Source organism: Arsenicicoccus sp. oral taxon 190, assembly GCF_001189535.1.
Classification (GTDB): domain Bacteria; phylum Actinomycetota; class Actinomycetes; order Actinomycetales; family Dermatophilaceae; genus Arsenicicoccus.
The window spans coordinates 1202544-1226130 of sequence record NZ_CP012070.1 but is presented as its reverse complement, the minus strand read 5'-3'; the positions used below and the strand labels follow the sequence as shown (position 1 = coordinate 1226130).

The following is a 23587-nucleotide window of genomic DNA, read 5'->3' as shown; positions in this document are numbered from 1 at the left end:
CGGCGGCGACGAGAGCATCTCGTTGCAGGCGCCTCATGCGGTGTAGTTGAGGGCGATCATCAGGCCGGCCTCGGCGTGGTAGATGTTGTGGCAGTGGATCATCCAGTCCCCGACGTTGTCGGCGTCCAGGTCGATGGCGAACGACTGCATCGGCGCCATCAGCACCGTGTCCTTCCGCAGCCCCGACGGCAGGGCGAAGGTGTGACCGTGCAGGTGCAGCGGGTGGGTCATCATCGTCATGTTGGTGGCGTGGATCCGCAGCCGCTGCCCGGCCTTGACGGTCAGTGGGTCGTTGTCGCCGAACGTGGCGCCGTTGATGCCCCACTGGTAGGGCTTCATGGAGCCGTTCAGGGTGAGCTGGGCCTGGGCGTCCGGTTCGCGCTCGGGGAGTTTCGCGGATGGGGCCGGCTGGAGCTGGGAGCCGATCAGAATCTGTCCGGTGAGTTCGTTCGGGGTGATGTCCGCACCGGGAGGGGTCCCGCTCCCGGTGCGGACCAGGGCCATGGCCTGGCCGCCGCTGGTCTTGCCGAACGGCCTGGCCACGAAAGGGAAGGCCCCGTCCTTGAGGGTGACGACCGCGTCGTAGCGTTCACCCATGCCGATGTAGAGGGCGTCGACCTCGGCCGGCTCGACCGCGTGCCCGTCGGTGTGGGTGACGGTGAGCCGGTGCCCGCCGAGGGCGACCGTGAAGATGGTGTCGGAGGCGGCGCTGATGATCCGCAGCCGGACCCGTTGCCCGGGTTTGGCGGTCAGGACATCCGGGTCGTTCGGTGGTCGCCCGTTGATGAGGAACAGGGGGTAGGCGACGTCCCCGGCGTCACCCCAGGGGCCGGCTCCCATGCCGCCCATGGAGCCGTGGTCCATGCCACCCATGCCACCCATGCCCCCCATGGAGCCGGTGGCGGGGCCGCCGTCGGCGATGAGCTTCTTGAGGACCTCGTCCGGGGTGGTGCCGGTGCCGTCGACCCAGTCGTCCAGCACGAGAGTCCATTCGGTGTCGTAGTTGCCGGGCTCGTTGGGGTCCTCGATGACCATCGGGGCATACAGCCCCCGGTCGAGTTGAACTCCGACGTGAGGGTGGAAGAAGTACGTGCCGGGGTCGGGAGCGGTGAACTCGTACACGTACGTGGAGCCGGGCCGGATGGGGTCCTGGGTCTGTCCGGGCACGCCGTCGGCGGCGTTGCGCAGCCGGATGCCGTGCCAGTGGATCGTGGTGTCGGCCGGGAGCTGGTTGTCGAGGTTGATTCGCAGGAGATCACCTGCCTTGGCCCGCACCAAGGGACCGGGCACGGTCTCGCCGTAGGCCCATGTCGATACCGACCGGCCACCCAGGTCCAAGGTCACCGGTTTGGCGGTGAGTGCCTTCTCGACGACCCTCTGCCCGGCCGATGGTGTGACCGGGGCCGGTGCCCCGATGGTGCGTGTGGGGGTGCCGGTGGTGCCGCGGGCGCCGGTGCAGGCCGTCAGGGTCGCGGTGGCTGCCACCCCGAGGCCGCCCAGGAGGAGGTTGCGGCGGGTCAGTGCGTGAGTGCTCATGGTGCCTTTCGTGCAGTGCGTTGGTGAGTCAGTGACCGTCGACGATCAGACGTCGCCGCTGCTCGTACTCCTCCGGGTTGACATCGCCGCTGGCCAGGCGCTCCTTGAGCAGGGTCAACGGGTCAGGACGCTGCGTAACGTCCCTCTTTTCCCGACCCGGGAGCAGTGCCCGCAGGGCCAGGACGATGACGACCCAGAACGCCAAGGTTCCGGTTCCCATCGCCAGCCACATCCACCACGTCATGCCGTAGCCGTTTCCCCACATCATCGGCGGGCTCCTTCCCGATCTGACCGGACGTGAGAGGTGCCCGGCACGATCCAGCGTCGGGTCCCGGTCTGAAGGCCCAACTGCCGCCAGGTTCAGGTTTGACGAAGATCCCCGTGGGTCGTGCGCAGGCACCCGTGGACGCGGCACGCGCGTGGGAGAGACTGGCGGATGTGAGGACGACAGCATCAGATGCGCCAGCGACCGTGCTGGTGATCGAGGACGAGACCACCCTCGCCGGGATGGTCGCCGCCTACCTGTCCCGCGCCGGGTACCAGACCCTGGTCGCCCACACCGGTCCGGAGGGACTGGCGCTGGTCCGCGAGTCCGGACCGGAGGTCGTGATCCTCGACCTGGGGCTCCCCGGCCTGGACGGCATCGAGGTGTGTCGGCAGATCCGCACCTTCAGCGACTGCTACGTCATCGTCGTCACCGCCCGCAAGGACGAGGTCGACACCCTCATCGGGCTGTCGGTGGGGGCAGACGACTACGTCACCAAGCCCTTCAGCGTCCGTGAGCTCGTCGCGCGCGTCCAAGCCGTCCTGCGCCGCCCGCGGGCCGGCTCACCGGCACAGACCCAGAGTCAGCCCGCGTGGGTGTTCGGCGCGCTGCGGGTGGACTCGGCCGGTCAGCAGGTCCACCTGCACGGCGAACCGGTCGCCCTCACACCCACCGAACGTGACCTGTTGATGGTCCTGGCCGCGCGTCCGACCATGGCCTTCTCCCGTCGGCAGCTCATCGAGGAGGTCTGGGGGGGCGGCTGGGTCGGCGATGAGCACCTCGTCGACGTCCATATCGCCCACCTGCGCAAGAAGCTCGGGGACAGCCCGGACAGCGGCCAGTACATCGCGACGGTCCGGGGTGTCGGCTACCGGATGGGCCGAGGATGACCGCCAGACAAGCTCCGAGCCGGGCATGGCCACGAGGTCTGGCCGGTCGCCTTCTCGCAGGTCAGACGATCGTGCTGCTCGCCGGGGCCCTGACCGCCGGGCTGGTCGCCACCTTGGTGGGTCCCCCGATCTTCCACGATCACCTTCTTCAGTCCGGCCATCGAGAGAACTCGCCCGAGCTGGCCCACATCGAGATGGCCTACCGGGATGCCTCCCTCATCTCCGTGGGTGGCGCACTGCTGATCTCGCTACTGGCTGCGACCGCAGTCAGCTGGTTCCTCACCCGCCGCCTACGGGATCCGCTCAACCAGATCACTGGTGCTGCCCGAGAACTGTCCCGAGGTCACTACGGGACCCGGGTGCCGAGCATGGGGGCCGGCACCGAACTAGAGACCCTCGCCGACACGTTCAACGACATGGCCGCACGCCTGGAAGGGGTCGAGGACACCCGTCGGCGCATGCTGTCCGACCTGGCCCACGAGCTGCGGACACCGATCGCCACCCTCAGCGCCTACCACGAGGGACTGCACGACGGGGTGGCGCAACTTGGCCCCGAGTCCCGCACCGCACTGGCCGAGCAAACCGGCCGGCTGGCCCGCTTGGCCGACGACATCGACGAAGTCTCCACCGCAGAGGAGGGCCGCCTCGGACTCGACCGGCAAGACATCCCCTTGACCACACTGCTGTGGGCCGCCCACGAGGGCATGCGAGACCACTACGCCGACAAGGGCGTCAACCTCGTGGTCGACACGGACGCCATCGCGGGTCTGCACGTCACCGTCGACCGCAACCGCATCGGACAGGTTCTTACCAACCTCCTGTCCAACGCGCTCCGGCACACCCCTGTCGGGGGGACCGTGACCATTGTCGGCGGCCGGGCCGATCGGGAGGCGACCATCACCGTCGCGGACAACGGGGAGGGCTTGACCACAGAACAGCTCGCTCACGCCTTTGAACGCTTCTACCGAGGCGACTCTGCTCGGACCCGGGACCGCACCGGCTCCGGTATCGGTCTCACCATCAGCAAAGCCATCGTCGACGCCCATGGCGGCAGCCTGACCGCGGACAGCCCCGGTCTCGGGCAGGGCGCGTCGTTCACGATCACGCTGGGCCTGGCATGACGCAGCGCCGGTCGAGTCCGTCCTGGCTCAGCCGACCGGTGCGGCGCACTTATCAGGGATGATCACGTTCGTGACTGACGCATACCTCAGCCCGCGGACACCACGGTGGTCGCCCACAACGGAGGGTGACATCGAATCGGCCTTGCGAGATGGGCTGCTCGAGGAAACGCACTTCCTCGATCTGAAGCGCGAGATCGCGCCAGGTCGAGCCGCCAACAAGGAGCTTGCTCGCGACCTCGCCCAGTTCGCTATCGACGGCGGCACGCTGCTTGTGGGCGTTGCGGAGGTCAAGGACTCCCTTCCCCAACTGGAACCCCAGCCGCTACACGGACTCAGCGAACGCGTGGAGCAGGTTGCTCGCTCACTGGTCGACCCGCCCCTCGCGGTCACAACAGCCCCGATTCAAGGCGGCAAGGACGCCGGCATGGGTTACCTCGTCGTGCAGGTTGCAGCTTCTGGGCAAGCCCCCCACATGGTCGAGGGCGTGTACTACGGCCGAGGCGACAAGACACGGACGCGGCTCTCGGACGAGGAGGTACGGCGCCTGCACGCAGGCAGAGCAGCAGACGTGGAGCCAGCGCGCCACGAACTGGCCAGATACGTCGAGCGGGACCCGATCCCGGCGGATCTTCGACGCCAAGCCCACCTGTTCGTCGTTGCGGTCCCGCTAACCCCCCAACCGGAGATGATGCTGTCCGAGACACACTCACAGGACGCGCACGCGCAGCTCTACTCTCTGTTGACCGAGGGCGGGAGACTTCCAGACGGTCTCGGCCAGTCGTTCGCACCCAACCTGTCCAGTTCCGCGACCTTTCAAAGACGCAGCGACGGCGCGGCGATGACCAGCGGGCTCGACAGCGGTCGGGTGTTGGTGGACCGAGGCACCGGTCGCTTCAACGAGGATGTCTTCGAGGTCGAGGTCTCCGAGGACGGCGTCATCCGGCTCCTCACAACCCGGCTCAGTGATGAGGTTCGTGACGGGAGCCAGATGCTGTTCCCGACCATGATGCCCATCCTGGTACGGCAAGCCGTCGGCATCGCAGCCGCCGTGGCTCACCGTGTCAACGACGGCCGAAAAGTGAGCAGGAATCGACGCCTGAAAACTGAGCAGGTCCGGGCGCCGTCCGACTGAGATCACAGGCCAAAAGCGCCTCCTTGGACAAGGATCACGACGCCCAAGATGATCAGGACGAGTGGGAACAGGATGTGTTCGGACTTCTCGAGGGACTCGTCGATGCCCGGCCGGGTGGCCACGAACTTCGCAATGGCCACGAGGACTGCGACGAACAGCAGGAAGACTGCGCTGTAGGTCAGGATGCTGGCTGGACTGACACTGAGGAAGACGGGGACGTAGACACCGATGTTGTCCCCGCCATTGGCGAAGGTCACAGCCGCGACGGTCAACGGCGCGACCTTCTTGCGGTCATCGAGCTCGTCATCGTCCTCGCCCTGCCATGCCTCCCACGCGGCGCGAAGCCCCAAGAGCAGGGGGATCAGACCGAAGTAGGGGATGGCGGATTCCGGCAGGGCCAGGCTCGCGCCCCAAGTAGTCAGGAGAGCCGCGCCAAGGATGCCCAGGAATCCCAGGTACTGACCCACGACGATGCGTCGCGTGGTTCCTGCGCGGCCAGCGCCACGAGCGAAGAACAGCGACAACACGATGACGTCGTCGATGTTGGTCGCGACGAACAGGCCGACGGCCTGGATCATGGTGGCCAACATCAGCGGACCTCCTGGCAGGCGCTATCGCTGCAGGCCGGATCGAGACAGGGTGCGGCGTCGTTCACGGCCAGTGTCACCTCGACCAGCGAAGTGAGAGCGTCGCGCAGGTGATGATCGGCGATGTTGTAGCGGACCTTGCGCCCCTGCATCTCGGCCACGACAATGCCGCAGTCACGCAGGCAGGCCAGATGGTTCGACACGTTCGACCGGGTCAGGTCCAGACTCTGGGCGAGTTCGGCGGGATACGAGGGCGCATCCAGCAGGCTCAACAGGATGCGCGCTCTGGTGGGGTCAGCCAGGGCCCGTCCGATTCGGTTCAGGGCGTCAAGACGCGAAGCAATGGTCAGCATGTGCTGAATAGTACAGCAGCAGCTGACGTGTTGATGGGTGAGCCCTGGCGCGAGGTGGGGTGCCCCCCAGCCACGCATCTTCTTCTCTGCCCCTAGTTGTTGCGGTCTTTGGTGAGGAGTTCTCGGCGGGCGCGGGTGCGGTAGGACTCGCCTGAGAGGGCGAGGACTTCGGCGTGGTGGACGAGGCGGTCGATCATGGCGGCGGCGATGACGTCGTCGGAGAAGGTTTCGCCCCAGCGGCCGAAGGGCAGGTTGCTGGTGACGATGATGGAGCCTTGTTCGTAGCGGGACGCGACGAGTTGGAAGAACAGGTTGGCTGCGTCGGCGTCGAAGGGCAGGTAGCCGACCTCGTCGACGATGACCAGGCGGTACCGCTTGATCTTCTTGAGTTCGGCGTCGAGTTGCCCTGCCTGATGGGCGGTCTGGAGTCGGCTGATCCAGGCGCTGGCGGTGTCGAACAGGACGCTGTGGCCGTTTTGCGCGGCCTTGATCCCCAGGCCGATCGCGAGGTGGGTCTTGCCGATGCCGGGCGGCCCGAGCAGGACCACGTTCTCGGCCTTCGACACGTAGGTGGAGGTGGCGAGGTGGGCGAGCAGGTCGCGGCGTAGGGACGGGAGGTGGTCGTAGTTGAAGTCCTCGAGGGTCTTCATGGCTGGGAAGTGGGCGGTGCGGATCCGCATCATGGTGCCGGCGGCTTCCCGGTCGGCGGCTTGGCGTTCGAGGACGGCGGCGAGGTATTGCTCGTGGGACCAGCCCAGGTCGCGGGCCTGGTCGGCGATCTCGGACCAGGTCTTGGCGATGGTGGGCATCTTGAGCACGCGGGTGAGGAAGGCGAGCTGGGAAGCGATCCGTTCCCCGTCCTGACTGGTAGACGCTGTGAAGCCCGTGGTGGTGGTGGGCTGGGTGTTCGGGGCGGTGGTCTTGCTGGTCATGAGGCTCCTTGGTGGGTGTGGAAGTCGACGCCGAACAGGGCGTCGTAGTCGGGCAGGGCGCGGATCGCGACGACGTGTCCGTCGTCGTGGGCGCGGGTGGTCGGGGTGTGGCGGGCGCGCTGGTTGTAGGCGTGGCGCAGGTCGTGGGCGATGCGCTGGTGGGCGGGGTCGGTGATCGTCTGGCCCGTCGCCCAGCAGCGGGTGTGGAGCCCGACCAGGGCGTCGTCACACAGGATCCGGACCTGGTCGCCGGTGGTGGTCGCGGTCACGAACCGGCCGATCGCGCGCGGGTCCGCGGAGTAGTCGTTGCCGTCGATACGGATGTAGTAGTCGCGGGCGAGGCGGACTCGGTGGTGCAGACCCACGACGGGCGGCAAGGGTGGCAGGTCGAGCATCGCGGCCCGATCCGTGGTCCAGCGTTCGGTGGGGCTGGCCCCGAGGGCGCGGATACGGCGCTGGTTGGCGTGGGTGGCCAGCCAGTCGGTGACCTGGGTGTTGAAGTCGGCGGGGCTGGTGAAGACCCGGCCGGGCAGGAAGGACGTTTCGAGGTAGCCGTTGCGGCGTTCGACCAGGCCCTTGAACTCCGGGTCGCGGGGCGGGGCGAGGTGGAGGCGGACACCCAGCGTGCCGGTGAACGCGGCGGCCTCGGCCGAGGGTTTGCCGGTGCCGCCGATCGCGGCTTCCCGATCCCACACCAGCGTTCGCGGGACGCGCCCCCACTGGGTGAGGATGTGCCACGTGCCGGCCAGGATGTCGCCGGCCTTGCGGGAACAGATCATCACCGCGCTGGTGTGGCGGGAGTAGCCGCAGGTCATGGTCAGCACCGGCAGGATCCGTTCGGTGCCGTGGCCGACGGGGATGGGTGTGGCGGGGAACCACAGGTCGCACTGGGCGAGTTCGCCGGGCTGGTAGGTGATCCGGTCGGTGGGGTCTGGTGGCTGGAAGTACGGGCGCAGGATGCGGATGCGGTCCTTGAGGATGGTCATGGAGTGGCCCCAGCCGATGCGTTCGGCGATCACGGTCGCGGGCATCGTCGGGTACTGCGCGAGGAGTTGGCGGATCTGTGTCTCGAACGGGTCGACCAGCGACCCGGACGGTGGGCGGTGGTACTGGGGTGGCCGGTCGGACTTGAGCGCGGCGGCGACGGTGTTGCGGGAGATGCCCAGATGGCGGGCGATGGCGGCCTTCGAGAGGCCCTCAGCACGGTGCAGCCGACGGATCTCGGCCCAGTCCTCCACAGTGATCACCCCTGACAGGTTCCTCCGGGCTGCTCAGTTTTCGCCCGTCGTTTCCTGCATAGGTTTCACCCGTCGTCGACACACCGAGCCTCTTACGGCGGCATGTGGTCCATCGGTGTGGCCGCCACCGGTGTGGCCGGGCTGCCGATCTACGACGGCCGCGCTGGATGGGACACCGGGCGCGTGAGCTCGGACCTGGCGAGATACGAGCGGTTCACGCAGGCGTCCAGCGTTGAACTCGCTCAGCACCCCGGCGACGTCGCTAATCGCCTCGTGGGACGGTTCCTTCGTGGCGCGGGCATCGGCCGCTGCCTGCGGCGACTCGAAGAAGGTCGAATTGCTCGCCACAGGCTCAGCCTCCCACCCGGGAGCGACAGGAGCGTGTCAGCCGTCGGGGCAATCGATAACATTCGGCCCTGCTCTCGCGAAATGTCGAGGTGCAGCGAAGGTTGCACGGTCTCGGCGCAATATCTTGCGCAACCGGCGCGGCGGCTGCGCTTTGCGCAATTTACTGGCAACGGCACGGAGCGTCGGGGATGGCCGTCGGAGTTGACACCTGCTCCAGCCATGCCCTCGTGATTCCCTGGTCACGCCTCGGGTGTCGGCCCGTAGACGTGGCTCCCACCGCTCCCCGAGCGGCACTCCACCAGAGTCCGCAACTCGCGCGCGGTCCAGTAGTCACCACCGGGCAAGCACCGCATCGACGTTCGGGGCGCCCTTCGCCAACGTGGTGCGCCAGTCCAACTTCCTGAGATGCTGCAAGTGGCCCACGAGAACGATCGGCGCGAGGTCCACATCTGCCGCGGCCTGAGTGATACAGGGCCCGCTCAGTCGATTAGGAAGCTCCGGCAGCCCATCCGGCAGGACCCACCGGGCGGCTGTCTTGTTGGCCTCACGTTCCTGGGTCGCCTCACGTGAGTGGTCATCGGGGTCGTCGTCAACGTCTATCGTCTCGACGATCGGCGCATCGTTCTTGACGTGGCCATGAGTCAGGTGAGCGATCTCGTGCACAAGGGCAAAAAGCACCTTGTCGAGTCGCTTCCCTCGACCAGACAGGCCAATGACGTGGGTCTCGTCGACAATCATCGCGCAGCCATCGATCTTCGCGCCTGGGAGGGCGGGGACGTAGACCAGTCGGACACCGACGCGGCCAAGCATCTCCGGCAAGGTGGCAAAGTCCCCAGGGGTCTTGAGGATGCGCGGTAAGGCCGCACCGACGGCTTCGAGAGCCTTCCGCGAGTACTTGGCCGTTGGCGCCTTGTGGCGTGCAGTGTGACGGACCATGTACAGCCACGAGGTTTGGAGGGAGGAGAGGGCTTCGCCGTGATTGGAGCGCTTGGCGGCGGCCGCAAGGCGCGGCTCATCATCGAGCGACTTCAATTCGAAGAACCGCATGACCTCGTCCTCGAGTTCGTCCAGCGACTTGCCGGTAAGGACGCCTGTCTTCCTGAGTAGCGGGATGGGACCTTTGGCGTTGAGACGGGCACGACGGCGAACGTCGTCCAGGTCACTCTGCGACTTGGAGTCCTGCTTCTGCAGCCAGAGAAGGTACTGGTCCTGGAGGCTGAGCCACATCTCGGCGCTGGTCCCGAGGGCAGCGCCGATCTGCGCAGCGGACTCGCGAGTGATCTCCTTCTTACCGGAGATGATCTCGGAGACGAACTGCGCCGGGCGGTCGAGGATGGCGGCAAACTCGGCCTGAGTCCAGCCGCGGGCCTCGAGCTCGTCGGCGAGGAACTCCCCTGGGGGGAACACCTCGGCTAGTACTGCTTTCATCTCGTTCTCACTATCGATGTTCAGTGGTAGTCCACGACCTCAAGGAGCACCGCTACGCGGCCTCCTTCGGTCTTGAAGGTCAGGATCAGCCGGAACTGATCGTTGAGTCGCATCGACGTCTGGCCCTGGCGGTCGCCCTTCAGCTTCTCCATCCGCAGACCCCGCATCTCGTACAGGTCACGCTCGTCCACCGCTGCGGTGATGAGCTGGACCTTCTTCCGATACGACTTGATGACCGTCGGGTCCCACCCCTTCGGTGCGTACGCCAACTCCTCGGCGAGCCGGCGCAGCACTTCGTCGTGGTACTCGACGCGCAACGTGACCTCGTTCCATCACCCCAGAGATGAAGACCCGCACCTCACGGATCCTAGGCGGCCCATGCTGCCACTCCGGCCCGACAGACTCCGACACGCCGAGTTGTCATCTTGTCATCATCCCTTAGGTGATGATCATCATGCTACCATGTACGGGCCAAGGAAACCGCCGGTTCACCAACCTCTCAGGAGCCAACATGTCCGACAACACCAGCGTCCAGACGCACGCGAAGACCTACGCGGTGGTCATCAACGGGACCCCGCACACGCTCGACGACGAGATCGTCAGTTACGAGAGCCTGGGCGCGCTAGCCTTCCCGGGCCACGACCCGGCAGCGATCTTCACCGTCGCCTACAAGAACGCGATCGCGCCCCACGGAGGCAGCGGCACCCTCGTGGCTGGCGAGTCGGTCAAGGTCAAGAAGAAGGGAACGAGCTTCGATGTCCGCCTCACGACTCGTTCGTGACAGCCCCGACCTGCAGCGCCTCGCCAGCGAGGGCTACACCGTCCGGATCGTCAAGAACTACCTCGTTGTGGACGACATCCCGTACGTCGACTCCGAAGGGGAAGTTCAGGCAGGATCGTTCATCTGTCCGCTGGAGACGGCCGGCGATCGAACCGTCAAGCCCAGCAACCACGTCATGGCGTTTGTCGGGTCGGCTCCGTGCAACAAAGACGGGGGTGAGATCTCGCCCGGGTTCGCCAACGTCGGCCTTACCTCCGGATGGGCAGCCGGACCGGAGCTGACGCCCGCCGTCGGCTTCTCCCAGAAGCCCCGGCCCGACGGGTACGTCGACTTCTACGAGAAGGTCATGACCTACGCAGCCATCCTGCTCGGGCCCGCGCAGGCGATCGATCCGACCGTGACACCCCTGCAGGGCAAGCCCTTCACCACGGACGAAGACGACGGGGTGTTCGTCTACCTCGACACCTTCTCCAGCCGTGCCGGCATCACTGCCCGCAACGAGCTGCTTGAGTTGTCGAAGGTCGCGATCGTCGGCCTCGGCGGCACCGGCGCCTACATCCTCGACCTGCTCGCCAAGACCCCGATCCGGAACGTCCACCTCTACGACGGGGACACCTTCAGCACGCACAACGCGTTTCGAGCACCAGGCGCCGCGTCCGTCGTTGACCTGAACGCGCGGATGGCAAAGGTCGACTTCTACGCGGCCATGTACGCCAGCATGCGCCGCAACATCCACCCCCACGCCGCCTACATCACCGCAGCCAATGTCTCGGAAGTGACCGACGCTGACTTCGTGTTTCTGGCGATGGACTCTGGACCCGACAAGTGGACGATTGTGAACTCGCTCATCGCGGCCGGCGTCCCTTTCATCGACACCGGCATTGGGGTAAGCGACGACAGCGGGATCGCGGGGCAGATTCGCGTCACCACAGGGCTCCCGGGTGCAACCGACCACGTGACCCAAGGCGGGCTAATCTCCGTCGTCGCCGGTGACGCCGCCGAGTACGACACGAACCTCCAGGTCGCCGAGCTCAACATGGCTGCCGCGGTGATGGCCGTCATCCGCTTCAAGAAGTGGCTGAAGTTCTACGCCGATACTGAGGGCGAACTGCACAGTACCTATCGCATCGACACCAACGAGACTCTCAACAAGTACGCACGGATCTCCGAGCAAGCGGACTCGGGCGAAGGTGCCGGCGTAGCGTGAGTCTGCACAGACTTGAGCCGATCTACGTGACGTATGTGCCCAGCGACCTCGAGCAGGGACGTCTCTACATCTCGATGGAGTACTCGACCGCCGTGCACCTCTGTGCGTGCGGTTGTGGAGCGAAGGCTGTGACCCCGCTCGCGAGTGACGGCTGGACCCTCACGTTCGACGGGTCTGTAACTTTGCGACCATCCGTCGGGAATGGCCAATTGTTCTGCCGGTCGCACTACCTGATCACTCGGGACGCGGTCGAGTGGCTACCGCCCATCGGCGTTGCTGCGACGCGGGCGGCCATCGTGCGAGACCAGACTGCAGCGGCAGCCGATCGCGCTCCAGCACACTCGACCTGGTGGAAACGACTCGTGGACGCGCTGCGAAGACGTCGCGCATAGGGCAGGCTGACAGATCACGCACGCTTGTGGAGCGCGTATGCGAGTTCGAGCTGTTGCTGGTCATCGAGGGAGTTCTCGAACAGGCGGTAGAGGGCGCGGTCCTTGGCCGTGGGCGTCTTGCCTCCCCAGGCGGGCGAAATGTCGATATGGGCGTGGGCAACGTGGACCCACTGCCACGTCAGTCCGTAGGGCGAGCTGGTGTAGCGGGTGCCGGGACGGTACTGGCGAGCCCACTCCTGGAACCAACGACTCGTCAGGTGCCGACGGTGCTCGATCTTGGCTTCGGTGGCGCGGTAGTCCCGCCGGTCCACGTCCTGGATGGCTGCCCAGATCCGATCTTGCCAATCCGGTGCAGCGATCAGCATGGTGCGCGTGCAAGCGCGTGCGCAGCGGGTGCCCATGGGTCCGGGCATACCGAGGGCTTCGGCGGCGGCGGCCCAGGTTGTCACGTCGGGATGCATCCTGGCCAATGAGAGGGAGGCGAAGAGTCGGACCGTCTCCTCGCCGCTCTCGGAGGCACCGGCCAGATGCTCGGTGTACTGCTGGTGGGGGATGACCTGTGGGACGACCTTGTGGTTGATCTTCATCGCAACTCCGGATGGCGGGTGGGTGTCGAGGTGGTGGGACAGACGGCGGTGACCTGACCGTGCAGACAGCACGAGCCTGGTCAGCGTCGGCGTCATGACGGTCCGATCTGCCAGCCATCCAAGCGGCCCCTCGTTCGTGGGCGGGGTTAGCTCGGTCCACGGCATCAACGCAGCCGCGGCGGCCTCGAGATCGGGCGCCTTAAGGATCGCGTCGGCGGTGGCCAGCGTCTCTGCCCGCAGCCCTGGGTCCTCTGGCGGGCGCAGGCCCCAGCGTGGTCCACGATCCCCGGTGCGCCGCTGCGCTTCCGCGGCGAGGCGGGCTGGCCACGTGGCGAGTCTGCGGGCGCCGGGTTGGCTGGCGAGGTGCAGCAGGAGGATGGCTAGGTGTCGCAGGTCGGCCAGGTACATGGCCCCGTCGACCCGGCCGCCCAGGACGACGACGGCGTTCCGGCTGAGGGCGTCCTCGACGCGAGTCTGCATGGCGAGGACTTCTTCGTCGGCGATCTCGACAGAGATGGTGGTGAGGTCGTGCTGGCACTGGCTGGTAGGTCCGGCCGCGAGCGGGTTCCCGCACACGGTGGCGGCGCCGACCCGGCGCAGGTGAGAGTAGCGCTGGTCGCGGAACGGGCGGTTGCAGCCCGGGCATTCGGCGACCAGCAGAGTGCGATGGCGTGTGCAGGCGGTGACGATGAGCAGGCGCCAGCAGGTGCGCCAGGCTCCGTCCTCGGCGAGGCAGGTGGGGCAGATCTGGGTGCCGTGGGCGGGGGTCCAGCCGCGGGCGGCGACCTGCCGGTAGGAGTGCCGGTCGTCCGGGTCGAGGCCAGTCAGGTCGAGCGCGGTTCCGTCGAACGCACTGACGGTCGCCGCTGTGATGGTCTGCTCTGGGATGCGGGCCAGCGCGGCGAGGGCGGCGATGGTCGCCGGCGCGGGGGCGAGCGTCAGATACCGGGTGTTGGCGCCGCGGCTACGAAGGTGGGTCAGGAGTTGGGCGGTGGTCAGGCCGTTGGCGTCGGCGAGGTGCTCGAGCCAGGACTCGATCGACTCCCCGTCGCGGGGTGTGACGGAGATCGGCAACGCGGATGCAATGGTCATGCGGTCCTGCGTCGTGGCTTGTTGGGGTCGCGGAGGCGGTAGGTGTCTTCGCGGCCGTTGCGGTACGCGCGGCCGCCGGCGATGCCGGTGTACCCGGACAGTTCGGCCAGGTCGACGCACTCGACGAGTATGGGGCATCCGATGCAGACCTCGGCCGGTGCCAGCAGCGCCCGGGCTCGGTCGTCGACGGCCTCGGCTGCCAGGTAGTGGCGTTCCCACCGGCCCCAGCGGGCGGCCATGCCTTTGCAGTTTCCGTCCTCCAGGCTCCAGGCGGCGGCGCGGGCGAGAGCCTCGCGGCTGATGCCCCTCATCGACGGACTCCTGTCTGGGTGCACCGGGCGGGTTCGAGGGTCGCGCTGCTGATAGTGATGCTGGCCGAAAGTTCAAGGTCGGGGCCGTGGGCGCACCGCAGCTGGTGCTGCAGGTCGGCGCGTGCCTCGGTGGCCTCCTGCTCGCTCAGGTAGCAGGCGACGGGGTCTTGGCAGTCCCAGACGATCCAGACCCGCTGCTCCGGCGTCGGCGACCGAGCCTGTGTGGGGTCGAGGAAGGCGTCGACGATCAGGCGTAGCTCCTCGAAGTAGTGGGCGTAGAAGGTGGCGTCCATCGCGCCTATCGGGGTGTCGTCGATCGTCCGGAGCAGACGCCTGGCCAGCCGCTCCACTGACTCCACTGACTCGCCGGGTGTGTTGTCGTCGGGTGTCATCGGTACCTCCTGGCGATGCCGGCCCACGTGGTCTGGATCGCTGGGATGTGGAGCAGGTCGGTGTCGGCGATGAGTTGCTGCCCGGTCTCGTGAAGCAGCAGGCGCGTCTCCGGGTCGATGTTTTGGTTGAAGGCGTGAACGTCGCGGTCGGGTGTGGTCGGCCAGGGGCTGGAGCGCATGGGGCCGTGGGTGAACCGGGTCCACATCCACGCCAGCGCCAGCCTCCTGAACGCCGGTTTCGTGGTGATCGCCGAGGGCAGCCGCAGGAGGGTGGTCCTCGGCAGCCGGGTGACGGCCCGAAGTATGTCGCGGCGGCGCTGGTAGTCGATCAACCCGGCTGCGAGCAGCTCCTGCAACGCGGTGGTGAGCAGGTCGCCGTCCTGCTCGCGCAGGCCCTGCCCGGCGTGGACGCCGTCGATGAGCACGCAGGAGGGGATGCCTGTGACCCCCAGGGCGGCCATCGCCTCTCCCTGCGTCTCGGCCTGGCCGCTGGCCTGGCTGATGAGCATGTGCAGGGCGGTGGCCGCGCGGGTCAGCGACAGCCACGCCCCGGGCTTCCGCTCCTCCTCACCTGGGGGTGGCGGGAGCATGCTGGGCACGTGGTCCGGGCGCAGCCCGTCCTGGTGGACGTGGTGACGCAGCCGAGTCAGGAACCAGTCCAGCCGGTCGCGGTCGGCGTCGGTGAAGAGGGCCGATTGATGGCAGCGCAGGTGAGCGGGCTTGCTGCGTCGACCACGACGTCGGCCGGTGAGGACCAGCAGCGCTGCGACGGTGGTTGGGTCCGGGCAGGGGTAGGCACCCCACCTTCGAGCCGCGGCGAGGTCCACCGGAGGCAGGTCGCCACCGCGGCCCAAGGAGTCGCTGCCGATCGTGGCGGCCAGGTCTTGGCAGCGGCGACGCCGCCGGTACAGCACCTGCCTGGCATCGCGGTCCGCTACCGAGGCCTCGGCCAGCCCTACGAGGGTCTGGACGACCTCGAGGACGCGCGGGTGTGCGGGGACCGCGGCGTGCGGGGAGCCGGCTCGTACCAGGTAGCAGGAGCAGCGCAGGCAGACCGGAACCAGCGCGGTCTGCCACAGCAGCTCCCGGTGGCCGGTCGGCACCGTGCAGGACGGGCACACCCAGGCCACGGCGTGGTGCAGTCGCCACCCGTGGCGACGCTGGGGACCGTGGCCACGGACAGTCAGCGGGTAGCGGTCCATCGTCAGCTGCGTCGCCGCCGCATGGTCGAGCGCGGCGAGGGAGCCGATCGTGGACAGTTCGCTCGGCGGGACGTCGATGTCGTGCCGTCGCGTCGGCAGGACCCGGCCCCGGGCCAGGCCGTTGGCGTCTGCCAGCCGGGCCGCATACGAGGACAGCGGTTCCCCGGGGCAGGGCGCGGGCCGGACCGGCAGGAGCGATGCGTTCACGAGGCACCGACCTTGGCCCGACGCTTGGACGCCTTGGGGGTGGCGGTGCGCAGGTCGACCTCGCCGGCGGTGGCCCTGGCGGAGAGCGGGACGGCGTCGAGGTGGTCGGTAGTGATCGTCTCCGAGCCGTCGTCGAACGCGGCCAGCAGGGCCTCGGTGAGCAGGAGGGCGGTGTCGCCGACGTAGCCCTGGGTGCGACGCCAGATGTGGCCGGCGAGGTCTCGGGCGAACACCCCGGCCGGGGCGCAGTCGAAGTAGGGCAGCAGGACAGCCTCGGCGTCCTTGAGGAACCGCTGCCAGTCCCGTTTCTCCTCCTCGGTGCCGAAGCCGTACGGGTGAAGGGTGACGCGTTCGAGGCGGGAGTTGATCTGCGGGTCCAGGTAGATCGGTGAGTCGTGCAGGTCGGCCCCGATGAGGATCATCGTGCCGCTCAGCTCGCCGAGCTCGGTGTTGAGGTACTTGAGGAAGTCGAGCATGTCGCGGGAGTCCTTGTTGGACACGTCGAGGAAGTGGGCGTCGTCGATGAGCAGCAGCCGCACGCCGTGCTGGCGGAAAGCGTGCACCACCCGGGTCGTGGTGACCCGGACCAGGCCCTCGCTGGGGTAGCCCATCGTCAGCAGCAGCGCGGCGAGCACGTCACGGATCCTGGAGGCCGCCCGCAGCGTGATGTAGACGTGCGGGATCCAGTCCGCGGTCACACCCGGTTCGGGGTTCCACGTCGGCCGCGGGTCCGCGCAGGCGGGGCCGAGCAGGTCCCGGTATGCCGCCTGGGCCCAGTCCTTGACGAACGTCGACTTTCCCGACCGCGAACGGGGCGCTGACCGACCCGATGGCCTTCGCACCCGGCGGGCGGAGGGTGTTGCGTCCCACCAGCCGGGTCAGTCGCGTGGCTGCCCGCCGCGCCAGGACCGACGGCAGTACGACGGTGGCCAACCCGGAGCTGAGCAGCTCCCAGTAGGCGTCCTGGGCCGCGTCCGGCAGCTCGTCGAACACCTCCACCGGGACAGGCGAGGGCAGAGCGATCGATGGTGCGGTCGCTTGCTGGTGAACCGCCCCGGGTTCAGTGGAGAGTCGTGTGTGCTTCGGCGGCGGTTGCCGTCGAAGGGTTGCGGGCAGCGTAGTAGGCGTTCTCGTACGCTGCGGGTGCGAGGTAGTCGCACCAGGAGTGCGGGCGGGTCGTGTTGTACCAGTCGACCCACCGCAGGACCTCGAGCTCGACGTGCTCGAGCGTCTTCCACGGGCCTTGGCGGCGGATGAGCTCGGTCTTGAACACGCGGTTCAGCGCTTCGGCGGCGGCATTATCGTAGGAGTCGCCCTTGGACCCGACCGAGGCAACGATCCCGAGCTCCTCCAGGCGCTCGGTGTAGCGGATGGCTCGATATTGGACGCCGCGGTCGGCGTGATGGACCAGGCCGGTCAGGTCTCGTCCCTGACGCTGGCGCTGCCAGATGGCGTGCTCGAGGGCGTCCAGGGCCAGGTCGGTGTGCAGCGAGCTGGTGACTCGCCAGCCGACGACGCGCCGGGAGAACAGGTCCATGACGAAGGCGACGTAGACGAACCCGGCCCAGGTCGGCACGTAGGTGATGTCGGCGACCCACCGGTCGTCCGGGGCTGGGGCGGTGAAGTCCCGGTTCAGCTGGTCGGCCGGGTGGACGTCCTTGGCCGGGATCGTCGTCCGCGGTCGCTTGTGGTCGCCGGCGACCGCGCCGACCAGGCCCAGCGCCTTCATCCGCCTGGCCACGGTGCACCGCGCCACCGGCGGGTAGCGCCGTCCGGTGGGCCGGCCGTGCTCGTCGAGGACCTCTTGCCGGTTGAGCACCTTCCACATCTTCATCACCCCGTAGACCTGGTAGTTGGCCTCGTAGGTGGTCTGGATGCGCTCATCGAGGGCGGCGTCGGTCAGGGCCCGGTTCGACGGCGGGCGCTTCATGGCCGCGTAGTAGGTGCTCGGGGCGATCTTGGCGCCGGCCTCGGTGAGGACGGTGCAGATCGGCTCGACCCCGAACTGGTCCTTGTGCTGGTCGACGTAGTCGATCAGCGACTTGAGGGGCGGTCGAGCTCCGCCGCGAAGAAAGCCGACGCCGACCGCAGAATCGCGTTTGCCCGGCGCAGCTCTCGGTTCTCCTTCTCCAGCTGCACGAGCCGCTCGTGCGGATCGGTCGTTGTCGCTGTCGACCCGGGTGACTGGCCAGGGCCTCGGAACCAGTTCCGCAGGGTCGGCCCCGGGATGCCCAGCTGCTCACCCACCTGGCTGCAGGCGCGCTTGACCGGCATCCCCGGGTTCTCCCTGATCGTCTCGTTCACCGTGCGGATCGCACGCTCACGCAACTCGTCGCTGTACTTCCTCGGTGCAGGCATGACTCCACTCTCCCGTAGAGATCAAGACCCTCCACCAAACCCGGCGCGGTTCATGGTGCCACAGGCGTGCGTCCATCAGATCGCCTCCTCGTCGTAGTCCGGAAGCGGGGCGTCGAAGTCAAAGGAGGAGTCCTGCGCCCGGTCGAGGGTGGTGTTCCCCTCTGCTCCGTGGATCCTCGGGAGTCCTGCTGCGGCCTGCTCTTCCAACTGAAGGTGTGCGTCGGCGACCTCGGCGTGGTCGCGTTGCGACTGCTCCCAACGCAGTTGCGCGGCAGCGAGCTTGGAGCGCCACTCGTCCGTGGTTGGGGCTGCGGTGAGCTCGCCGATCTCATCGATGATCTGGCGCATGACGCGGGTCTTGTTGATGGACCGGTTGCCCCCGCGTTCCTTGAGGCGTTCCAGGGCCCTGTCGCGGACGACATCGCCGAGAGGTGCGTGGATCAGGTGTCGCGCCTTCCACGGGACCTCGTGGATCCGGTCGGTGTCCGGGTGACGGAACCAGAGTCGGGTGACGTCGCGTGGGTCGATGTGGAATGGGATGGCCGAGTCCTGCGCACGGAAGGTTCCGGGTCTGACCGAGCGGAATTCTTCGAGGACGGCCGCGTCATAGGTCAGGTTCTTGTGCTCGACACCGGCGTGCCCGGGGGACAGCCAGATGATCGGGAGGAACTGGTAGAGCAGATCGGGGTGCTGCGGCACGAGGATCCGGCCCGTTGCGTCCGCGAGGGCGTCGTGCATCTCCAAGGGGGTCAGGCGGATGCCCGGTGCTCCGGGCAGGGTGAGTCCGTCGTGCGGCATCCGGTGGTAGTCGAGGGCGACCCACCGTCGGAAGTGGCGCTCGAGCTCGTCGGCGGTCAGGAGCGGCTCGTCCGCCTCGATGCCGATGAAGCGTCCCCGCTGGTGGATGGAGCGGCCCTTGTATCCGGGCACCTGCTGGTAGGCGCGTTCGAGGTCCTCCATCTTCCGCTCGGAGTGCGGGTTGTCCGTGGGCTTTTTGCCGCGCGAGAGGCGCAACTCGATGCCGAAATGGTTCAGCAGGGCACGGAAGTGCTCGCCGACGAAGATGCTGCCGTGGTCGCTGCGCAGCGCGGTGGGGGCCACCCCGGGCAGGTAGTGCACTCCTTGGATCGTCAGGTCACGCTTGACGGCGGGTCGTCTACCGATGTGGACGGGGTTGCCGCCAAGGTCGAGGGACTCGGGGATGCCGCACCAGCGGAAGTCGTCGATGGTGGTTCCGTCGACGACCATGGCGAACTGCCGCATGGCGTCATAGACGAGGAGCCCGACGTCGATGCCGCGGGCTCCCCGCGGAAACACTCGTATGCCGTGGATGACCCGGGTGGCGATCGAATGGATGACGCCGACCTCGACGTTGATGGCGCGCTCCCGCAGGGGGTCGAGGACGAAGTTGTTGGCGATGGTCAGGTCGGTGGCGAGCTCGGACGGGTGCTGGGCCGGGTAGCTCTGGTGACCGGCGACTCGGCGCAGGGCCTTGGAGCGTTGGGCCCGCACTGAGGACCCGGTCGCGCGCCAGTGGTAGCTGAGGAACTCCTGGGTGATCCGGTCCGGCAGGTGCGGGTCGGTGATGCCCTCGTTCTTGAGGGCCACGCGGACCTGCCGTTCGATCTCCTGCAGGTTCGGGCGGCTCTTCGAGCCGTCGTACTGCGCGAACTTCTCCAGGGCAATCCGTCGGAAGTCGGCGTCGATGACATCGAAGGCCTGGCGGCCCTTGATGGCTCGCCCGTCCACGAGGGTGCGCAGCCCACCGCCGACCCAGAGGTTGTCCCAGCGTTGCAGAGTGCGGGGGGCGATCCGGTGGTCCTGCAGTTCCCCGTCGTAGACCCGGCGCATCACCGCCCGGTCGACGGAGCGTTCGAAGGAGACGACCTTGCTCATCTCGCGGTACCGCGCGGCCAGGCTGAGGCCGAAGTCGTCGCCGAACGGGTAGAAGGGCTCACCGGGCTGGGCGAGCTCGCGCAGCCCGAAACGGAACCCGGTCCGTGCCTCGAGGACGCACTCCTGCTTGAAGAGTGCCTCGCGGCGCACCGATTCCTCGAGCTGGGGCCACCACGGGAACAGGGAAGCATGGACGGCCTGTGGACCGTCCTCACCGACCGCTCGCGCCTGAAGCTGGGTGAAGGCCACGGACCGGTCTTCTCCAGTGGAGAAGCGCAGACGCACCCCATGGCGTTCCAGGTCCGTGACGACCGCGTAGCCGTCCGCGGTCAGGATCCGCGACCCGAGAGTGAGGGGAACGGCCGGGTCACTCATGGCACGTCCCGGAGCGCACGAATAGGCGTCGTCCGGCCAATCGGTTGGTCGAGGTCGACGACGAGGGCGCTGATCCAGGCGTAGTGCCACATCGCACTGACCAGGTGGCCCGCACCGCGGTCCGCGTCCAGGACCACCCCGACGGTCGCGCCGGGATCCCGGCAGATCCGGAGGAGCTCGTCCCGGGCGGCCGGGTACCACGGCATCGCCCGCCGGTATGCCGTCAGCCACCGCACGTTGTCCCGCCGCACGGGCGACCCTCCCCCGTAGACCCGGTAGCCCCACCCCACCTCGTCGCACGCCGCCTCGGTCAGGTCGCGGCTCTCGACGAACTTCTCGTCCTGCCGCTCGACGGGCCGGACGTCCCAGATGGTCACGGCACCCTCCCGCCCGAGGACCAGGGGTCAAGTCCGCTGGGGTGGTGTATGAGGTTGATCCCTCGGTTGGGCGTGTCGGTCAGGCCGTGAGGGCCTGAAGTTCGAGGTCGGTGCTCACCTCCTCGGCGTGCTGGGTGTCGACGGCTTGGGCGCGGGCGAGGACGTCGAGTCCGAGGTAGCGGCGGCCTTCGGCCCACTCGTCGTGTTGCTCGGCCAGGACGGCGCCGACGAGCCGGATGATGGATGCGCGGTCGGGGAAGATCCCGACCACGTCGGTGCGTCGGCGGATCTCGCGGTTGAGCCGTTCGTTGGGGTTGTTCGACCAGATCTGACGCCAGACCTCCTTTGGGAACGGCGTGAACGCGAGGATGTCGGCACGAGCGTCCTGGAGATGTTCGGCGACGGCGGGAAGCTTCTCGGCCAGGGCGTCGACGACACGGTCGAACTGGGCGTGGACGGCGTCGGTGTCGGGCTGGTCGTAGATCGAGTGCAGCAACGCCTTGACCCATGGCCAGGACGACTTTGGGGTCGCGGACATCAGGTTCGCTGCGTAGTGGGTGCGGCAGCGCTGCCAGGCAGCGCCCGGGATGGTCGCGGCGATCGCGTTCACGAGCCCGGCGTGCGCGTCGGACGTGACGAGCTTGACGCCGGCCAGGCCGCGGGCTGTGAGGTCGCGGAAGAACGCGAGCCAGCCGGCGCCGTCCTCGCTGGTGGTGACCTGCACGCCGAGGATCTCGCGGTGCCCATCAGCGTTCACGCCGGTGGCTACCAGCACGTGCACCGGCACCACCCGCCCACCTTCGCGGACCTTGAGCACGAGCGCGTCGGCGGCGACGAAGGTGAACGGCCCGGCCTCTTCGAGCCGACGGGTGCGGAACTGCTCGACCTGCTCGTCGAGCTCCTTGGCCATCACCGAGACCTGGGACTTCGACAACCCGGTGATGCCGAGGGTCGCCACCAGCTTGTCCATCCGCCGGGTCGAGACCCCGAGCAGGTAGCAGGTCGCCACCACACTGGTCAGTGCTCGTTCGGCACGCTTCCTGCGTTCGAGCAGCCACTCCGGATACAGGCTTCCCTGGCGGAGCTTGGGCACTGCGACGTCGAGAGTCCCGACCCGGGTGTCGAGGTCGCGGTGGCGGTAGCCGTTGCGGGAGTTGACCCGCTCCGGGCTCCGCTCGTTGTAGCCGGCGCCGCACACCGCGTCGGCCTGGGCGGAGAGCAGTGCGTTGACGAACGTGGTGAGCAGCTCCCGCATCAGATCAGGGCTCGCCTGGGACAGCTGCTCGTCGAGGAAGCGGGCAGGGTCGATACTGGGTACAGCGGTCATCGTTGTGGTTCCTTCTTCGAGTCGGTTTTCGCAGATCACTCGAAGGATCCACCCGGTGGCCGCGCCTACGTTGGAGGCACGCGCTCACTCAGGTCCGTCGTACACCACTCTGCTGGACTTCACTGGACCAGGAGGTCGGGAGTGTGCACTCTGGACCGGCCGTTCGCCGTGCTGAGCGCGAGCCGGGCGGGTTGCGACACCATCCAGACCACGTCCGGGTCTCGGTCGAGCTCACGCACCAGATCGTGCTCGAGCCCGGACTCCAGACGGATCGGACCCTCGAGGGTGACGGAGTGAGCCTGGACTGGGATGTGGCGACTCTTCTCCGTCGACCGTGGGGCACGGATCGAACGCAAGGCGCGCACATCAGGCGGCCCGGTCGTCCAGTCCCAGACCTGAGGGCCGGCGTCGAACCGGAACGTCCAAGAGACCACACGGGCTGGCCGCGGGCACGCGGCATCCCTAGACTGACCCATGACGGATCCTCGCTTTCGCAGCGTTCACTCGGGTCTGTCGCTGAGGGCGTACCGGTAGCAGCCGGTGCGCCCTCACTCCGTCTGGAGCGGGGGCATAGAGACCTAAGGGGAACCTAGCGGAGTGTTGCCGCTCGCGCAACCATTTCCGTCCAGGAGTGCGGGCCCCGCAGCTTGGCGGTGGAAACCGGTGACGTGTCGCTCCTCGAGCGTGCCTGCCGGGGGTTCCTTGCTGCGACCTGTCCACATGTGAGCATTTGCGCAGGTCAGCTCGGCTAGTCATAAATCGACCGGTGAGCCACATCTAGACTCAGGATTAATGACTAGAGGAGGTAACATGGGGCGCCTACCAACCACGATGCCTGACCAGCATCCCGAGCGCCGAGGTGGCGCCTTGAAGCGAACCTTGCAGACCTACCTGCAGTCCGTCGCGGACCCGTCGCCGATTGACGTCGTACGCGGCCTGGACGAGACCGTGCAGCCGGGGACCGAGTACCCCTGCCTGAATCCCGTGTGCGATCAGATGTGCGCGTGGCCCTCCGGCTACGCGGCCGGACGACCGACCAGGTTCTGCTCGCGCAGCTGCCGTCAGATGTTCGACCGGGTGCGAGCACGTCTCGCGTGGGAGGTCGACACGCTCGAGGAGTGGCTTCAGCGCGGCGACCTGCTGGCCAAGGATCGCGCCGCACTCGAACGCGCCGCCGGCCAGCGCCGCTGGGCCCTGGAGCGCTACCCCGTCACCGGGGTGGGGGCCGGCCGGCCAACGTCCTGAGCTTGGAG

At 67.7% G+C, this 23587-nt stretch carries 23 protein-coding genes, 1 pseudogene and 1 other annotated feature; of the genes and pseudogenes, 7 read left to right on the top strand and 17 right to left on the bottom strand.

The genetic code is table 11. From position 1 onward, the window contains the following. Positions 1–33 precede the first annotated feature (33 nt). Positions 34–1536, bottom strand: a complete 1503-nt coding sequence (locus ADJ73_RS05745; protein ID WP_050347466.1) for a multicopper oxidase family protein — start codon at positions 1534–1536, stop codon at positions 34–36. Positions 1537–1564: 28 nt separating this feature from the next. Then, positions 1565–1804: an SHOCT domain-containing protein gene (locus ADJ73_RS05740; RefSeq protein WP_050347465.1), complete on the bottom strand. Its 240-nt coding sequence runs from the start codon at positions 1802–1804 to the stop codon at positions 1565–1567. Positions 1805–2043: 239 nt separating this feature from the next. Between ADJ73_RS05740 and ADJ73_RS05735 the strand changes: the two genes are divergently transcribed. The 3 genes from ADJ73_RS05735 (at position 2044) to ADJ73_RS05725 (ending at position 4944) form a co-directional block, all read left to right on the top strand. Then, a complete protein-coding gene (locus ADJ73_RS05735) occupies positions 2044–2691 on the top strand; it encodes a response regulator transcription factor (RefSeq protein ID WP_253272708.1) in 648 nt (215 codons plus the stop codon). Next, positions 2688–3812 (top strand): sensor histidine kinase, encoded by a 1125-nt coding sequence (locus ADJ73_RS05730; RefSeq protein WP_050347463.1) that lies wholly within the window; start codon positions 2688–2690, stop codon positions 3810–3812. Before ADJ73_RS05735 ends, ADJ73_RS05730 begins: the two co-directional genes overlap by 4 nt. Before the next feature lie 70 nt (positions 3813–3882). Further along, positions 3883–4944 carry an AlbA family DNA-binding domain-containing protein gene (locus tag ADJ73_RS05725; RefSeq protein ID WP_156188137.1) on the top strand — a complete coding sequence of 354 codons (1062 nt, stop codon included), beginning with the start codon at positions 3883–3885 and terminating at the stop codon, positions 4942–4944. Between the two features lie 2 nt (positions 4945–4946). Here the strand turns inward: ADJ73_RS05725 and ADJ73_RS05720 are convergent, their stop codons facing one another. The 6 genes from ADJ73_RS05720 to ADJ73_RS05695 all read right to left on the bottom strand — a co-directional run bounded on the left by ADJ73_RS05720 (position 4947) and on the right by ADJ73_RS05695 (position 10147). Beyond that, complete coding sequence (locus ADJ73_RS05720) at positions 4947–5522, bottom strand: cadmium resistance transporter (RefSeq protein ID WP_375804525.1); 576 nt, start codon at positions 5520–5522, stop codon at positions 4947–4949. A gap of 11 nt (positions 5523–5533) precedes the next feature. Continuing rightward, complete coding sequence (gene cmtR / locus ADJ73_RS05715; RefSeq protein ID WP_050347461.1) at positions 5534–5884, bottom strand: Cd(II)/Pb(II)-sensing metalloregulatory transcriptional regulator CmtR; 351 nt, start codon at positions 5882–5884, stop codon at positions 5534–5536. A gap of 92 nt (positions 5885–5976) precedes the next feature. Then, positions 5977–6816 (bottom strand): IS21-like element helper ATPase IstB, encoded by an 840-nt coding sequence (gene istB / locus ADJ73_RS05710; RefSeq protein WP_040161810.1) that lies wholly within the window; start codon positions 6814–6816, stop codon positions 5977–5979. Next, entirely contained in the window at positions 6813–8063 is a 1251-nt protein-coding gene (gene istA, locus ADJ73_RS05705; protein ID WP_156188136.1) for an IS21 family transposase, read from the bottom strand. Before istA ends, istB begins: the two co-directional genes overlap by 4 nt. Positions 8064–8732: 669 nt before the next feature. Beyond that, positions 8733–9830 carry a HigA family addiction module antitoxin gene (locus ADJ73_RS05700; RefSeq protein WP_050347459.1) on the bottom strand — a complete coding sequence of 366 codons (1098 nt, stop codon included), beginning with the start codon at positions 9828–9830 and terminating at the stop codon, positions 8733–8735. A 20-nt stretch (positions 9831–9850) separates the two neighbouring features. After that, complete coding sequence (locus ADJ73_RS05695) at positions 9851–10147, bottom strand: type II toxin-antitoxin system RelE/ParE family toxin (protein WP_050347458.1); 297 nt, start codon at positions 10145–10147, stop codon at positions 9851–9853. Positions 10148–10341: 194 nt separating this feature from the next. Between ADJ73_RS05695 and ADJ73_RS05690 the strand changes: the two genes are divergently transcribed. From ADJ73_RS05690 to ADJ73_RS17800, 3 genes are all read left to right on the top strand, one after another. Beyond that, positions 10342–10611, top strand: coding sequence for a multiubiquitin domain-containing protein (locus ADJ73_RS05690; protein ID WP_050347457.1), 270 nt, complete (start codon positions 10342–10344; stop codon positions 10609–10611). Next, positions 10586–11818: a ThiF family adenylyltransferase gene (locus tag ADJ73_RS05685; RefSeq protein WP_050347456.1), complete on the top strand. Its 1233-nt coding sequence runs from the start codon at positions 10586–10588 to the stop codon at positions 11816–11818. The genes ADJ73_RS05690 and ADJ73_RS05685 overlap by 26 nt, the downstream gene beginning before the upstream one ends. A 74-nt stretch (positions 11819–11892) precedes the next feature. Then, the gene (locus ADJ73_RS17800; RefSeq protein WP_367379597.1) at positions 11893–12210 is read left to right on the top strand and encodes a DUF6527 family protein; all 318 of its coding nucleotides are present in this window, start codon (positions 11893–11895) and stop codon (positions 12208–12210) included. Between the two features lie 14 nt (positions 12211–12224). On the opposite strand, the gene ADJ73_RS05680 is transcribed toward ADJ73_RS17800, so the two are convergent. From ADJ73_RS05680 to ADJ73_RS05635, 9 genes and pseudogenes are all read right to left on the bottom strand, one after another. After that, complete coding sequence (locus ADJ73_RS05680) at positions 12225–13889, bottom strand: TniQ family protein (RefSeq protein WP_050347455.1); 1665 nt, start codon at positions 13887–13889, stop codon at positions 12225–12227. Continuing rightward, entirely contained in the window at positions 13886–14200 is a 315-nt protein-coding gene (locus tag ADJ73_RS17150; RefSeq protein ID WP_172669705.1) for a hypothetical protein, read from the bottom strand. The genes ADJ73_RS05680 and ADJ73_RS17150 overlap by 4 nt, the downstream gene beginning before the upstream one ends. After that, on the bottom strand, positions 14197–14592 hold the full coding sequence (locus ADJ73_RS05670) for a hypothetical protein (protein WP_050347453.1): 396 nt from the start codon (positions 14590–14592) through the stop codon (positions 14197–14199). Before ADJ73_RS05670 ends, ADJ73_RS17150 begins: the two co-directional genes overlap by 4 nt. Further along, a complete protein-coding gene (locus ADJ73_RS05665; protein WP_050347452.1) occupies positions 14589–16001 on the bottom strand; it encodes a TniQ family protein in 1413 nt (470 codons plus the stop codon). The genes ADJ73_RS05670 and ADJ73_RS05665 overlap by 4 nt, the downstream gene beginning before the upstream one ends. Next, a complete protein-coding gene (locus tag ADJ73_RS05660; RefSeq protein WP_050347451.1) occupies positions 15998–16699 on the bottom strand; it encodes a TniB family NTP-binding protein in 702 nt (233 codons plus the stop codon). The genes ADJ73_RS05665 and ADJ73_RS05660 overlap by 4 nt, the downstream gene beginning before the upstream one ends. Positions 16700–17061: 362 nt before the next feature. After that, positions 17062–18359, bottom strand: a pseudogene (locus tag ADJ73_RS05655) (IS3 family transposase). Further along, positions 17950–18078 (bottom strand) — a sequence feature (AL1L pseudoknot). It overlaps the preceding pseudogene by 129 nt. Positions 18360–18434: 75 nt before the next feature. Further along, positions 18435–20504: a DDE-type integrase/transposase/recombinase gene (locus ADJ73_RS05645; protein ID WP_156188132.1), complete on the bottom strand. Its 2070-nt coding sequence runs from the start codon at positions 20502–20504 to the stop codon at positions 18435–18437. A gap of 122 nt (positions 20505–20626) precedes the next feature. Beyond that, positions 20627–21007, bottom strand: coding sequence for a hypothetical protein (locus ADJ73_RS05640; protein ID WP_050347447.1), 381 nt, complete (start codon positions 21005–21007; stop codon positions 20627–20629). Between the two features lie 79 nt (positions 21008–21086). Beyond that, positions 21087–22334: an IS256 family transposase gene (locus ADJ73_RS05635; RefSeq protein WP_050346957.1), complete on the bottom strand. Its 1248-nt coding sequence runs from the start codon at positions 22332–22334 to the stop codon at positions 21087–21089. A gap of 867 nt (positions 22335–23201) precedes the next feature. Between ADJ73_RS05635 and ADJ73_RS05625 the strand changes: the two genes are divergently transcribed. Beyond that, a complete protein-coding gene (locus ADJ73_RS05625; RefSeq protein WP_156188131.1) occupies positions 23202–23579 on the top strand; it encodes a hypothetical protein in 378 nt (125 codons plus the stop codon). The last annotated feature ends 8 nt before the right edge of the window (positions 23580–23587 follow it).